Source organism: Paraburkholderia sp. EG304, from assembly GCF_046543485.1.
Taxonomy (GTDB): domain Bacteria; phylum Pseudomonadota; class Gammaproteobacteria; order Burkholderiales; family Burkholderiaceae; genus Paraburkholderia; species Paraburkholderia youngii.
Genome location: NZ_JBKGUA010000011.1, coordinates 168,615 through 182,935, shown reverse-complemented (window position 1 = coordinate 182,935; position 14,321 = coordinate 168,615). Strand labels below are relative to the sequence as shown.

12 protein-coding genes are annotated in these 14,321 nt (G+C 63.9%); 5 read left to right on the top strand and 7 right to left on the bottom strand.

What is annotated here, in order from left to right:
• Nucleotides 1-34: 34 nt before the first annotated feature.
• Both glnK and ACLFKU_RS16075 read right to left on the bottom strand, forming a co-directional pair.
• On the bottom strand, nt 35-373 hold the full coding sequence (glnK, locus tag ACLFKU_RS16080) for a P-II family nitrogen regulator (protein ID WP_006048444.1): 339 nt from the start codon (nt 371-373) through the stop codon (nt 35-37).
• 100 nt (nt 374-473) lie between these two features.
• On the bottom strand, nt 474-2,198 hold the full coding sequence (locus tag ACLFKU_RS16075) for an NAD+ synthase (RefSeq protein ID WP_410849720.1): 1,725 nt from the start codon (nt 2,196-2,198) through the stop codon (nt 474-476).
• A gap of 150 nt (nt 2,199-2,348) precedes the next feature.
• Here ACLFKU_RS16075 and ACLFKU_RS16070 point away from each other — a divergent pair, with 150 nt between their 5' ends.
• Entirely contained in the window at nt 2,349-3,518 is a 1,170-nt protein-coding gene (locus ACLFKU_RS16070; RefSeq protein WP_410849719.1) for a GNAT family N-acetyltransferase, read from the top strand.
• Nucleotides 3,519-3,528: 10 nt separating this feature from the next.
• Nucleotides 3,529-3,846, top strand: coding sequence for a GIY-YIG nuclease family protein (locus ACLFKU_RS16065; protein WP_410849718.1), 318 nt, complete (start codon nt 3,529-3,531; stop codon nt 3,844-3,846).
• Between the two features lie 6 nt (nt 3,847-3,852).
• Here ACLFKU_RS16065 and ACLFKU_RS16060 read toward each other — a convergent pair whose 3' ends face one another.
• Together ACLFKU_RS16060 and ppa are read right to left on the bottom strand one after the other, a co-directional pair.
• The gene (locus ACLFKU_RS16060) at nt 3,853-5,949 is read right to left on the bottom strand and encodes an FUSC family protein (protein WP_410849717.1); all 2,097 of its coding nucleotides are present in this window, start codon (nt 5,947-5,949) and stop codon (nt 3,853-3,855) included.
• Between the two features lie 286 nt (nt 5,950-6,235).
• Nucleotides 6,236-6,763, bottom strand: a complete 528-nt coding sequence (gene ppa, locus ACLFKU_RS16055; protein ID WP_013088778.1) for an inorganic diphosphatase — start codon at nt 6,761-6,763, stop codon at nt 6,236-6,238.
• Between the two features lie 297 nt (nt 6,764-7,060).
• Between ppa and ACLFKU_RS16050 the strand changes: the two genes are divergently transcribed.
• The 3 genes from ACLFKU_RS16050 (at nt 7,061) to ACLFKU_RS16040 (ending at nt 10,809) form a co-directional block, all read left to right on the top strand.
• Nucleotides 7,061-8,500 (top strand): aldehyde dehydrogenase family protein, encoded by a 1,440-nt coding sequence (locus tag ACLFKU_RS16050; RefSeq protein WP_410849716.1) that lies wholly within the window; start codon nt 7,061-7,063, stop codon nt 8,498-8,500.
• Between the two features lie 91 nt (nt 8,501-8,591).
• On the top strand, nt 8,592-9,350 hold the full coding sequence (locus tag ACLFKU_RS16045; protein WP_410849715.1) for an SDR family oxidoreductase: 759 nt from the start codon (nt 8,592-8,594) through the stop codon (nt 9,348-9,350).
• Nucleotides 9,351-9,489: 139 nt separating this feature from the next.
• Complete coding sequence (locus tag ACLFKU_RS16040; RefSeq protein ID WP_368584564.1) at nt 9,490-10,809, top strand: MFS transporter; 1,320 nt, start codon at nt 9,490-9,492, stop codon at nt 10,807-10,809.
• Nucleotides 10,810-10,907: 98 nt separating this feature from the next.
• Here the strand turns inward: ACLFKU_RS16040 and ACLFKU_RS16035 are convergent, their stop codons facing one another.
• From ACLFKU_RS16035 to ACLFKU_RS16025, 3 genes are all read right to left on the bottom strand, one after another.
• A complete protein-coding gene (locus ACLFKU_RS16035; protein ID WP_410849714.1) occupies nt 10,908-11,201 on the bottom strand; it encodes a hypothetical protein in 294 nt (97 codons plus the stop codon).
• Between the two features lie 143 nt (nt 11,202-11,344).
• The gene (locus ACLFKU_RS16030; RefSeq protein ID WP_410849713.1) at nt 11,345-12,040 is read right to left on the bottom strand and encodes a glycine zipper 2TM domain-containing protein; all 696 of its coding nucleotides are present in this window, start codon (nt 12,038-12,040) and stop codon (nt 11,345-11,347) included.
• Nucleotides 12,041-12,221: 181 nt separating this feature from the next.
• A complete protein-coding gene (locus tag ACLFKU_RS16025) occupies nt 12,222-14,258 on the bottom strand; it encodes a sigma-54-dependent Fis family transcriptional regulator (RefSeq protein WP_410849712.1) in 2,037 nt (678 codons plus the stop codon).
• Nucleotides 14,259-14,321: the final 63 nt, after the last annotated feature.

Sequence of the window (14,321 nt, the reverse complement as noted above, 5' to 3'; positions counted from 1 at the left end):
TGCGCGCACCGGGCCGGTGCGTGCTTGCGCAGCTTCAGACGGCCGCTTCGTTCTCTTCGCCGGTACGGATGCGGATCACGCGCTCGACGTCCGCGACGAAGATCTTGCCGTCGCCGATCTTGCCGGTGCGCGCCGCGCCGATGATCGCGTCGATGACCTGATCGCACTGGTTGTCCGCGACCACGACTTCGATTTTCACTTTCGGGAGAAAGTCGACCACGTACTCCGCACCACGATACAGCTCGGTATGCCCTTTCTGGCGGCCGAATCCCTTGACCTCGGTAACGGTCAGGCCGGTGAGGCCGACTTCCGCGAGCGCCTCGCGCACTTCGTCGAGTTTGAACGGTTTGATGACTGCGGTGATGCGCTTCATGGCGACCTCGTCTCTTGATGGGAAGAGTGGAAAGGAAAGGATGATTTTTATTCTACGCCGCGCCGGATGCATTGCGGCATCCGCGCGCGGGTGCCGTCTTTCACCCCACCGGTTCGGTGTAGCGCGACGTGATCGGATAACGCCAGTCGCGGCCGAACGCGCGATGCGTGACGCGAATGCCGATCGGCGCCTGACGGCGCTTGTACTCGTTGATCTTGATCAGGCGCGTGACGCGCTTCACGTCGTCGACCCGATAGCCCGCCGCGATGATTTCCGCGAGCGAACGGTCCTCCTCCATGTACATGCGCATGATCGCGTCGAGTACTTCGTATTCGGGCAGACTGTCCTGGTCGGTCTGGTTCGCGCGCAGCTCGGCGGACGGCGCGCGCGTCAGAATCCGCTCCGGAATCACGTCGCGCGTCGCAAACGTGGTGGCCGCGTTGCGATAGCGGCACAGCCGGTACACGAGCGTCTTCGCGATGTCCTTGATCACCGCGAAGCCGCCGGCCATGTCGCCGTACAGCGTGCAGTAGCCGACCGCCATCTCGCTCTTGTTGCCGGTGGTCAGCACGATCGAGCCGAACTTGTTCGACAGCGCCATCAACAGCGTGCCGCGAATGCGCGCCTGAATGTTCTCTTCGGTCGCGTCTTCGGCGCGGCCCGCGAACTCTGCGGCGAGCGAGCCGCGAAACGCATCGAACATCGGCGCGATCGCGATCTCGTCGTAACGCACGCCGACGCGGCGCGCCATCTCGGCGGCGTCGGTCGTGGAAATGTCGGCCGTGTAGCGCGACGGCATCATCACCGCGCGCACCTTGTCGGCGCCGAGCGCATCGCACGCAACGGCCAGCACGAGCGCCGAATCGACGCCGCCCGACAAACCGATCAGCGCGCCCGGAAAACCGTTCTTGCCGATGTAGTCGCGCACGCCCATCACGAGCGCCGCGTACACCTGCGCTTCGATCGACTGCTCCGGCGCGATTGCGGCCGGCAGCGGCTTGCCGTCCTCGAACTCGACGATCGCCGTGGCTTCCTCGAACTGCGCGAGCTTCGCGACGAGTGCGCCCTGCGCGTCGAGCACGAACGAGCCGCCGTCGAACACGAGTTCGTCCTGGCCGCCGACCATGTTCACGTAGACCATTGGAATACCGGTCTCGCGAATGCGCGCGCGCAGGATGTCGAAGCGCACCGCCTCCTTGTTCAGGTGATACGGCGAGCCGTTCGGAATCAGCAGCACCTGGGCGCCCGCGGCCTTCGCCATCTGCGCGGCCGACGCATGCCATGCGTCTTCGCAGATCACGACGCCGTACTTGAGCCCATCGAGTTCGAACACGAACGGCTGCGGATCGGCTGCGAAGTAGCGCTTCTCGTCGAACACCTCGGTGTTCGGCAGATCCTGCTTGCGATAGGTGCCCTTCACTTCGCCGTCGACGATCAGCGACGCCGCGTTGAACGTATCGACCGGCGGCACGCCGCGCTCGATCGGCGCGTTTGCATTACCATGGCCGTTCGCCGCGTTGTGCACGAGCTTGTGCGCGAGGTTGTCCGACCCGTCGCGCAGCGGATGGCCGACGATCACATGCAGACCGGTGAACGGCTTCAGTTGCGCGGCGAGATCGGCCAACGCGGCCGCGCTTGCGGTATAAAACGCGGGGCGCAGCAGCAGGTCTTCGGGCGGATAACCCGACAGCGCGAGTTCAGGCGCGACCAGCAGCTTCGCACCATCGCCGTGCGCGGCGCGCGCGGCGGCGACGATCTTCGCGACGTTGCCGGCGAAGTCGCCGACGGTGACATTGATTTGAGCAAGAGCGATTCGGGTCTTCATGGCAGGATCGACAGGCAAGCCTTCACGGCTCGCGGTACCGCGGCTCGATGGCTCGACGGAATTGAACAAACCGGATAAACGAACTCAACGAACGACGTGGCAGCTTCAGCTTCATCGCGCCGCGCCGGTCATTGCAAACAGTCACTCAGATTGAACCAGCAACGTATCGATTATCGCACGGGCATTCTGGCATCGCCCTCTGAGGTAGACGCCGCCGAATGGAACGCCCTCCTCGCCGCGCAGCCGCACCCCACGCCGTTTTTGCGGCATGAGTTTCTGAGCGCGCTCAACGCGACGCAATGCGCGGTTCCCGACACCGGTTGGGCGCCGCAATTCGTCACGCTGACCGACGCGCGCACGGGCAAGCTCGCGGCGGCGGCCCCGGTCTATCTGAAGGGTCACTCGTACGGCGAGTACGTGTTCGACTGGGCCTGGGCCGACGCGTACAAGCGCAACGGCCTGCCCTACTACCCGAAGCTGCTGTGCGCGGTCCCGTTCACGCCGGTGCAGGGCAACCGGCTGCTATCGGCGAACGGGCACGCGTTGCGCCATCTCGCGGCCACCTTGATGGCGTTCGCCGAGCAAGCCGAGGTATCGTCGCTGCATGTGCTGTTTCCGACGCAGAGCGAAGCCGACGCGCTCACCGATATCGGCATGATGCAACGCGAAGGCGTGCAGTTTCACTGGCTCAACGACGGCTATCGCGACTTCGAAGACTTTCTGTCGACGCTCGAACAGAAGAAGCGCAAGAACATTCGCGCCGAACGTCGCAAGGTGCGCGAGGCCGGCATCACGATGCGGCGCATCCGCGGTGAAGACATCAAGGATGCCGACTGGCGCTTCTTCAGCAAGTGCTATCGGCAAACCTATCGCGAGCATTTTTCGAGTCCATATCTGAACCTCGATTTCTTCCGGATGATCGGCGAATCGATGCCGGAGAATCTGCTGCTGGTGATCGCCGAATACGAAGGCAAGCCGATCGCGAGTTCGCTCGTCGTCTATCAGCGCGACGAAAAAACCGGCGGCACGTTGTACGGCCGCTACTGGGGCGCGCTCGAACACGTGCCGTGCCTGCACTTCGAAACCGCCTACTATCAGCCGCTCGAATTCTGCATCGAAGAGAAGCTCGGCGCATTCGAAGGCGGCGCGCAGGGTGAACACAAGATGGCGCGCGGCTTTCTGCCGACGGTCACGCGTTCGACGCATTGGCTCGCGCATCCTGCGTTCGCCGATGCGGTCGGCCATTTCCTCGACAACGAAAAGAACAGCATCCACGCATACGTGGACGAGCTGCGCGAACACAATCCGTTCAAAGGCTAGAAGCGCGGTTATGGCGTGGTTTCTCTATCTGCTCGAATGCTCGGACGGCAGCGTCTATACCGGCATCGCGACCGACGTCGCTGCCCGCTTCGACAAACACGTGAGCGGCGCGGGCGCGCGCTATACGCGCTCGCGCAAGCCGGTGCGGGTGCTGGCGTCGTTCGAGCTGGCGGACCGCTCGAGCGCATCGAGCGCCGAGTATTGGGTCAAGCGGCTCACGGCCGCCGATAAGCGGGCGCTGGCGGCCGGGGTGTTCACGCTGCAGTCGGTGTTGCCGGTGGTGGCGGTGAACGACGCGGCCGAAGACGGCGAGAGTACCGAGGGCTGAGTCGCGCTACCCCCTCGCCTCCCGCATCCTCTCAGTCAACAACCGATGCACGCGCGCCAGTTCGCCCACCACATCCGCTTCCAGCGACGTCAACTGCTCGCGCGCGGGTAACCCGAGCCGCACCGGCCGCAACGTGCGGTTCAGCGCGGCCTCGATCGCCGCGCTCATCGCCACGACCCATTCGTCAAGTTCGCTATGCATGTCGCGACGGTTCGCGGTGAGGCGCAACTGCGTCGCGGTGCCGGCCATCCGTCGCAGCAGGCTCAGCACCGTCAGCGTAACCGTATCGGCCATCGAATCTTCGAGCTTTTCGAGCCGCACGCGGCCGATCGCTTCTTCCGCGTTGTTGCTGGTGAGACCCGCCGCGCGGCGCAATTGCTCGATCTCCTTGCCGCTGTGCCGCGGCGCTTCGAGCGACGCGCGCAGATACGCAAGATTCGCGCGCACCGCGTCGCCGAGATAGACGCGCAGGTCGAGCTTCTCGCGCGTCGGCCACAGAAGGAAGGTCGCGAGCAGCGCGAGCACGCAGCCGAGCACGTTGTTGCCGAGCCGGGTCAGCGCGAACGACAGTTCGTTGGCGCCCGGCGTCGCGAAGTCGGCGACGAGCACGAAGGTCGGCGTCAGGAACAGCACGAACAGGCTGTAGCTGACGGGGCGCAGCGCCATCGTCGCCATCACGAGCGGGAACACCGCGAGCGAGATGCCGAGCGGCGAATGAATCGCATAGCCGATCGCCGCCGCGAGCACGCCGCCGACGATACTGCCCGCCGCGCGTTCGATGCTGCGCGGCCAGGTCGCGGCGATCGACGGCTGCAGGATCAGAAGAGTGGCCATCGTCGCCCAATAGCCGAACGGCAGCCCGAGCGCGCGAATCACCACGAAGCCCGCGGTCGTCGTCACGCCGACACGCGCCGCATGGCGCAAGCCGACCGACTGCCACGACAGGTTCGCCTTCAGCGTCGACCATGCGCGCGCCGTATAACGCGCGACGCATGCGCTCCACGGCTCAACGTGCACCTCACGCGGCGCAAAATCGACGAGCTCGAAACCGGATTGCAGCTTCACCGGTTCGAGCAACGCGCTTTCGAGCCGATGCGCGAGACGCCGCAGACGCGCCTGCGGCTCCCCGAGACGTTCCCAACGCGCGTCGCCGGTCGCGCTGCCGATGTCGCTGAGCACTTCGCCGATCGCATTGAGCAGGCGCACCGCGCGTTGCGTGCGGCGCGGATCGTCGGGCAGTTTCTCGCTCGCGCCCGACACCGCGATCAGATACGCGAACAACGCTTCGCCATCGGTCAGCAAGCCGAGCAGCGTGTCGTAGACGGCCGCGCCGCCTGCTTTCGATGCCGGCACGTTCGCGAGCGCATCGCGCGAGCGTTCGAGCGACGCGCGCGCATCGGCGCGAAAGCGCGCGGCATGCGTGGCCCACTCACGCGGCGCGGCCCGTCCGCCGACGAGCCGCGCGCTATCGAACGCGATATCAGCGAGGCGCAGATACACTGCGCGCAGCGACGCGCGGCTCGCGCCGAACGGATGGATGCGCCATACGGTCAGGCTCAGCACGATCGCGAACAGACAGCCGGCCAGATACACGCCGAGAAACTCGACACCGGAACGCGCGTCGTGCATCGGCCGATCGACCATCACGACGCAGGCGGTCGCCGCGAGGATGGTCACCTGCGAGGTGGCCGCGCCCCAGATGCGGCCGAACGCGCCGAGCGTCGTGAACGCGAGCACCGCGAGCGCGGCCCAAGCTGTGCCCGACGCCGATGCGAATGCGGCGATGCCGCCGCACAGCGTCGACAGCAGCGCAAAGCCCATCATCGACATGAAGCGCGCACGGTTCGAGCCGGCCGCATCGGCGAGGCAGGTCCAGAACGCGCCGATCGCGGCCCACGCGAACACCGGATCGTGCAGCACGTTGCCGAGCGCGAGCATCGCCGTCGACGCGCACGCCGCCCTCAAGCCCTCCGACAGATTCGCCTCGCTCGCCGCGAACGACACCATCCAGACCGGCCGCTTGCGATAGATCGCGGTGACGACCGAATGGAAGCGGGTCGACCAGCGCGGCGATGTCGAGTGGGACTTGCTGCGGTTCATCATACGGACGGTGGTTGTTGAAGTGATGGAAAGGCGCGTATGCCGTGAGTTCGCGCGCAAGCTCGTGCGGCGAATAATAAGGGTTTACACCTAAATATAAAAATGCGTTCCGTTCATCGGAGCGATGCGTTCAGGTTATGCGCGCAATATGAAGCGTGCGGGACGACGCTCGCGGCGCTGGTTGCACGGTAGTCGAGCGCCGCGCAAAGCGCACAAAAAAACCGCGCGGTCCTTGCGGACTCGCGCGGTTTTCGTACTGCATGCAGCGAGCGGATGAACCTCGGCGCGCTTACTTCTTGTAGTTCGCCACGCCTTCGCTGATTTCCTTGTGGGCGGCGTCGACGTCGGCCCAGCCTTCGACCTTGACCCACTTGCCCTTCTCAAGCGCTTTGTATTGCTCGAAGAAGTGCTTGATCTGGTCCTTCAGGTAAGCCGGCACGTCGTCGACCGACTTCAGGTTCGCCGTCATCGGGCAGATCTTGTCGTGCGGCACGGCGATCAGCTTCGCGTCCACGCCCGATTCATCGGTCATCTGCAGCATGCCGAGCGCGCGGGCACGCACGACCGAGCCTGCCAGCAGCGGGAACGGCGTGATCACCAGCACGTCGACCGGGTCGCCGTCGCCCGACAGCGTCTGCGGAATGAAGCCGTAGTTGGCCGGATAGCGCATGCCGGTACCGATGAAACGGTCGACGACGAGCAGGCCCAGCTCCTTGTCGGCTTCGTACTTCACCGGGTCGCTTTGCGCCGGGATTTCGATGATGACGTTGAAATCGTGCGGAAGGTCTTTGCCTGCGGGAACGTGATTGAAGCTCATGAGCGCTCTCTGAAGGGGATGGAAATCGGAAGGCGGCGAACGGCGCGCGGGCTGCGGATGCGGTGCGAACTGCGTGCGAACCGCGAACGCCGGGCCCTGAAACCCTCTCGCCCCGAACGACGGGGCCGCGCACCGGACCGTACGGAATGCGCCATTATAGCCAATCGGCAGGTGGCATCCGCGGTCGGATCGGCGCGATAATCGTCTGGCGAGTCTGGCTTCGCGTCTCTACCGTTTTGTGTCTCCCCTTCGAACCCGCGCCGCCGCACGCCGGCCGCACGTCATCAAGGAGCATGCATGGAAGAAGCACGGCATTTCATCGGCGGCGAGTGGTGCGCCGCTTCCGGCGGCGAGTCGATCGCCGTACTCGATCCATCGGACGGCCAGCCGTTCACGCGCATCGCGCGCGGCACCGAGGCCGATATCGACACCGCCGTGCACGCGGCGCGCCGCGCGTTCGACGGCGCCTGGGGCGCGCTCGCCGCCGCCGAGCGCGGCCGTGTGCTGTATCGACTGTCGCTGCTGGTGGCCGCGCGCCAGGAAGACCTGGCCCAGCTCGAAGCGCGCGACACCGGCAAGCCGCTCAAGCAGGCGCGCGCCGACGCCGCCGCCCTCACCCGCTACTTCGAGTTCTACGCCGGCGCGGCCGACAAGCTGCACGGCGAGACCCTGCCGTACCAATCCGGCTACACGGTGCTGACGATCCGCGAGCCGCACGGCGTGACCGGCCACATCGTGCCGTGGAATTACCCGATGCAGATCTTCGGGCGCAGCGTCGGCGCGGCTCTGGCGACCGGCAATGCGTGCGTCGTCAAACCGGCCGAGGACGCTTGCCTTTCCGTCCTGCGTGTCGCCGAACTCGCCGCCGAAGCCGGCCTGCCGGCCGGTGCGCTGAACATCGTGACCGGCTACGGACACGAAGCGGGCGCCGCGCTCGCGCGTCATCCGGGCATCGATCACATCTCGTTCACGGGCTCGCCCGAAACCGGCAAGCTCGTCACGCAGATGGCCGCCGAAAACCACGTCCCCGTCACACTCGAACTCGGCGGCAAGTCGCCGCAAATCGTCTTCGCCGACGCCGATCTCGACGCCGCGCTGCCGGTGCTGATCTCCGCGATCGTGCAGAACGCCGGGCAAACCTGCTCGGCGGGCAGTCGCGTGCTGATCGAGCAGGCCATTTACGAGCCGCTGCTCGAGCGGCTCAGCAGCGCTTTTCAGGCGCTGCGCGTCGGGCCGTCGAAGGCCGATCTCGATTGCGGACCGCTGATCAGCGCGAAACAGCAGCAACGCGTGTGGGACTTCCTGTCGGATGCGCAACACGACGGCATCGCGATGGCCGCGCACGGCGAGGTGATTCCCGAAGCGCCCGAAAGCGGCTTCTATCAGGCCCCGACCTTGCTGCGCGACGTCCCCGCGAGCCACCGCCTCGCGCGCGACGAAGTGTTCGGCCCGGTGCTCGCCGCGATGTCGTTCCGCGACGAAGCCGAAGCGCTCGCGCTCGCGAACGGCACGCAGTTCGGGCTCGTTGCCGGGATCTGGACCCGCGATGGCGCGCGCCAGATGCGGCTCGCGCGACGCGTGCGCTCGGGCCAGGTGTTCATCAACAACTATGGCGCGGGCGGCGGCGTCGAGTTGCCGTTCGGCGGCGTCAAGCATTCGGGGCATGGCCGCGAGAAGGGCTTCGAGGCGCTGTACGGCTTTACGGTGCTGAAGACGATCGCGATCCGGCACGGCTAGCGGGTCCGGCAGGGATCGCTCGCGATCAACGCGATCAGCGCGTTACATGCAGCAACGCATCGCTCTATCCATCACAAACAACGGAGACATCATGCGGTTGACAGGTAAAACGGCCATCGTCACGGGCGGCGGTTCGGGTTTCGGCGAAGGCATCGCGAAGGCCTTTGCGCGCGAAGGCGCGAACGTCGTGGTCAACGACCTCAACGGGCCGGCCGCCGAACGCGTCGCGAGTGAGATCGCGATTGCGGGCGGCAAGGCGATCGCGGTGCCCGGCAACGTCGCGCAACGCGACGACTGGCGCACGCTGCGCGAAGCCGCGCTCGAAGACTTCGGCAGCGTGCAGATCGTCGTCAATAACGCGGGCACTACGCATCGCAACAAGCCGGTGCTCGAAGTGACCGAGGCCGAGTTCGATCGCGTCTATGCGGTGAACGTGAAAAGCATCTACTGGAGCGTGCAGGAGTTCGTGCCGTATTTCCGCGAGCAAGGCGGTGGCAGCTTTATCAATATCGCGTCGACGGCGGGCGTGCGGCCGCGGCCGGGGCTCGTCTGGTACAACGGCAGCAAGGGTGCGGTGATCGTCGCCAGCAAGTCGCTCGCCGTCGAACTCGGGCCGGAGCGGATTCGCGTGAACTGCGTGAATCCGGTGATCGGTGAGACCGCGCTGCTGTCCGAGTTCATGGGGGTCGAGGATACCCCGCAGAATCGGCAGAAGTTCCTCGCGGGGATACCGCTCGGACGGTTTTCGACGCCGCAGGATATTGCGAATGCCGCGCTGTATCTGGCTTCGGATGAGGCGGAGTTCATTACCGGCGTGTGCCTCGAAGTGGATGGCGGGCGCTGCGTGTAGTGATGGGTTAGCCGCTGCGCACGCGCTGCGTGCGCAGTCGGTGTTTTCCCCCAATACCGATTCGTCGTGCAAATGGCCTGGCGCGGATAGAATCGATCGGCGGTGGCATTTCAATTCCATAACAAGAGGAGACACAGTCATGGCGAGTCCTGCGGATCCGCTCCACCATCCCGGCGCTGGCGCGCCGCCTTCCACGTTCGAAGAGGCGACTTATCGCAAGGTTACCTGGCGGCTCGCGCCGCTGTTGATGCTGTGCTACATCGTCGCGTATCTGGACCGCGTGAACGTTGGCTTCGCGAAGCTGGGGATGAGCACGGATCTTGGCTTGAGCGATGCGGTGTACGGCTTCGGCGCGGGGATTTTCTTTATCGGCTATTTCATCTTCGAAGTGCCGAGCAACGTGATTCTGCACAAGGTCGGCGCGCGGGTCTGGATCGCGCGGATCATGGTTTCGTGGGGCGTGATATCGATGCTGACGATGTTCGTCACGACGCCGACGATGTTTTATGTGATGCGCTTTTTGCTCGGGCTTGCCGAGGCGGGATTCTTTCCTGGGATCATTTTGTACCTCACCTACTGGTATCCGGCGCATCGGCGTGGGCGGATGACGACCTGGTTTATGACGGCGATTGCGCTGTCTGGAGTGATCGGCGGGCCGGTGTCTGGGTACATCCTGAAGAACTTTAATGGCGTGAATGGGTGGCACGGGTGGCAGTGGCTGTTTCTGCTCGAAGGGATACCTTCGGTGCTCGTCGGGATCATCGTGTTCGTGGTGCTCGATGATCGGATTTCGAACGCCAAGTGGCTTACTCGGGAAGAGCAGCAGTTGCTCGAGAGTCAGGTGTCGGCCGAGGAAGCGACCAAGCACGATATGCCGATTCGGCAGGTGTTCACGAGCGGACGGGTGTTGATGCTGAGCCTCACCTACTTCTCGTTTGTGATGGGGCTTTATGGGGTGAGTTTCTGGTTGCCGACGATCATCAAATCGACCGGCGTTACCGATGCGTTTTTGATCGGCTTGCTGTCGGCGGTGCCGTTTGCGGCGGCTGTGGTGGCAATGGTGTTCGTTGCGCGGAGTGCGGACCGGTCGAGGGAACGGCGGTGGCATATTGCGGTTCCGGCGTTTCTTGGTGCTGTGGGGCTCGTGCTTTCCGTCGTTTGGACGCATAACACCGTGCTTGCTATGACCGGCTTGACGCTGGCCACGATGGGCATCCTCACTACCCTGCCGTTGTTCTGGAGTTTGCCGACGGCGATTCTTGCGGGGACTGGGGCTGCTGCGGGGATTGCGATGATCAATTCGATTGGGAACCTGGCGGGGTTCCTTAGTCCCTATGCGGTGGGGTGGTTGAAAGAGGTTACCGCCGCTAATGACTCGGGGATGTATATGCTCGCGGCGTTCATGGTGCTCGGCGGTTTGCTTGCTATCAGTGTGCCGGCGAGGATCGTTAATAGATAAGACAGACTCGCAGATGAGAAAAGCCCTGGCGATGTTTCTACGCCAGGGCTTTTTGTTGCCATAGGTGCGAGCTTCCAAGCATCGAATGGCCTGCCAGTTCAGTCGTCATCGTCCCCGTGATGACGGTGCTCCCAGCTCCTGTGCCAGCCATGGTCATGGCGCCAGTGCCTGTCACGGTCGTCGTTGTACTGGTACCCATAGCCGTAACCGTAGCCATAGGCCGGAGCAGGCACGTACGTCACGGGTGGCGCCTCGTAGACCACCGGAGGCGGCGCGACATAAACCGGCCCCGGCGCGCCAAGGTAAACACCAAGGTCGACATGAGCCAGCGCAGCGCTGGAGGCGCACGCAGCGCAAACGCCTGCAATCCACAAAATGAAGCTGCGCTTCATGTTTCTCTCCCTGTTCGCTGGCATCGGTTGTTGATGCGATTTAGCGATATCGATTGTATGTGTAGCTCTGGTTGGCAAATAAACGTGAAGTGTCAGTCTGGTAACCGTTTGTAAGGCCTCGTGCCCTCCAGTTCTCTGCGTGCTTACGAAGCACTCAGAGAATCGCCATACACATGCACCCGCTCACCAACCTGAACGGCAGGCTGATTGTCGTAGTTGAAGTTTCGATAACTGCCATCCTGCATCCTGACTTGCACCTGGTAGGTGGCAGCTTTGCGTACCGCATGTTCGATGCCGTTACCGGCAAGGCCGCCGCCAACCGCACCCGCTATCGTCGCCAGAACACGGCCGCGACCTTGACCAACCTGATTGCCCAGCAGCCCGCCCGCCACCGCACCGCCTACTGCACCGAGTCCGGTGGTCGGCTCCTGCGTTGGGACCGCGTTGACCGCGACGACTTCACCTGCATCAGGGTCGACGGCAACGGGTCGAGATGGCGGCTGCGTGGCATCACGGTAACTATCGTCATGCGCGTATCTGGGCGCGGGCGACGACGCACTGCTGTGGTGGGGATGAACATGGGATTCGCTCACCGTGTTGGTCCGCGTGCCTTGTTGCTCCGCATACGGTTTAGCCGAGTCGAGCGGCGTGCTGGCTGGCTGCACCGCGACCGCGGCAGTTTGCGACGACGGCGGCGTTACCGCTCGGGATGTCGGAAGCAGGCCGGTCATCGCGGCAATGCCGGTGCCGCTGGCGAGAATCACGGCAACGGCAGCTGCGGCGACCAGAGGATGAATGCGGCTGCGCGGGGATGAATCGGAAGGCAAGTTGGTGTTCATTGCTGGCTCCGTGGTATGTGCCTGCAAGAACGCGGATGCCATCGAGCCGGTGGACCCGGCTATTGTGAGATGTGTAAGCAGTTGTAGATCGCCGGGACACCCTGACATCCAAATCGACCTATTGAAAAAACAATGGCCGGTCTCCCGGCCATCGTCGATTGGTGCCGCGAAAACTCCCGCGTCAATCCTTTTCCGCAACCCGCCCCGCTTGGGCCGCTGGCATCCGGCGATAAATGGTGTTCCGCGACACCCCAAGCGCACGCGCCGCCGCCGAAACGTTGCCGCCGTATCGCGCCAGCGTCATCGCGACTACCGATGCGGCGACATCCTGCAGCCGCGAGCCGTCGCGCACCGACGCTTCGCCTGTGGCCAGCGCGTCCGCATTCGCAACGTCCGAGACGGCCGAGACGGCAGAATCGCCTTCACTTGCGTGGCCGCCGCCACAAGCCGTACCACGAACATCATCCAAAAAATCATCCGGCAAATGCTCCCACCGGATCACCCCATCCTCTTCCACCATCGCCGCAGCAGTCCGCAGCAGATTAGCCAGTTGCCGGCAGTTACCCGGCCACGCATGCCGCCCGAACGCCGCCATCACATCAGCCGCAACGCTAAGCGCCTGCCGCCCCCCGCTTTCCACCGATTCCCACTGCAACATCTTTTGAACGACGACCGCCAGATCGCTCCGCTCACGCAACGCCGGCAACCGAACCGCAAGCCCGTTGATCCGATAGTAGAGGTCTTCACGAAACTGATTCTGCGCAATCATCTCGCGCAAGTTGCGGTGTGTCGCGCAGATAACGGAGACATCGACAGGAACCGCCCGCGTCGCCCCAAGCGGCGTCACCACCCGCTCCTGCAAAACACGCAGCAACCGCACCTGCAACGAATACGGCATATCCCCGATCTCATCGAGAAACAGCGTGCCTCCATTCGCTTGCATCAGCCTGCCGATCGCCCCTTTACGCCGCGCGCCGGTAAACGCGCCATCTTCATATCCGAATAGCTCGGATTCGATCAGCGACTCCGGAATCGAAGCACAGTTGACCGCCACAAACGGCCCATCACGTCGCGGCGAATCGTTGTGAATCGCCTGCGCGAGCAGCTCCTTGCCGGTACCGGTCTCGCCGGTGATAAGGATCGGAATATCCTTGCCGAGCACCTTGCGAACCTTCGCAATCAGTGCGGACACACGAGCATCACCGGTATCGAGATCGCTGAGCCGCGACAGTCCCGCAGCCGGTTGACGCGCATTCACACACACCGGTCGCGGCGCGGCTGCACCCTGCACATCGACGGCCCCGCGCTCGAGCCCAAACGACGCCCGCCTGAACTGCCCACGCGCGCATACCACCGCACCGTTGTGCAGATTCAGCATCAGATGCGGCGCAACGCCATGCGTCAAACGATCGATCAGTTGCGCATACGAGATCTGAAACAGCGACGACAGCGTATGCGCGCGCAGCGCAGCGAGCGACAAGCCCAACTGAAATTGCGCACTCCGGTTCGCGGACAGAAAGCGGCCATCGTCGGTAAACGCAATGATCCCTTCCATCAGCGTGCCGAGAAACTCCGGCCGTCCGTGAAAAGACACTTGCAGCACGTTGCGAAACGCAGTCGAGAACAGATGGTTTTCGATCATCTGCACCGACATCTTCGCAAGCGCCATCGTGTGCTGGTGATAGCTGCGGTGGTCGCCCGTCACGTCGAGCACGCCGATCAGATCACCATACGGATCGAGAATCGGCACACTCGAACAGGTCAGGAAGCGGTTCGCCGCCAGATAGTGCTGATCGCCATGAACGACCATCGCACACCCCTCGGCGAGCGAGGTACCGATTGCATTGGTGCCCTGACGATCCTCGGCCCAGTTCGCGCCAGGCCGCAGCGCCACTTTTTCCGCGCGATGCAAAAAGTCGTCGTCGCCGATCGAATGCAGGATCAAGCCTTCGACGTTGGTCAACACGATCATGCTTTGCGTATTGACGATCTGCTCGCGCAGCGTCTCCATGACCGGCATCGCATGCGCGCACAGCACCCGGTTCTGCTCGCGCTTCAGCGCGAGTCCCGTGTCGGACAGGATGTCGTAATCCGGCCGGAACGATGCGCGCAGGCCGAACGTCTCGGAACGTTCGTGGGCTTTCTGGATCGCCGGTGCAGGCCAACCTTTGGGGCGGTTAGCCGCCGCCACGCTGAGCGGATGAACGTCGTCGCGCATTGTCTCCTCCTGAATGCGCCCGGGTCGTGCCGGACGCTTTGGTGCATGTCGACAGAATACTCC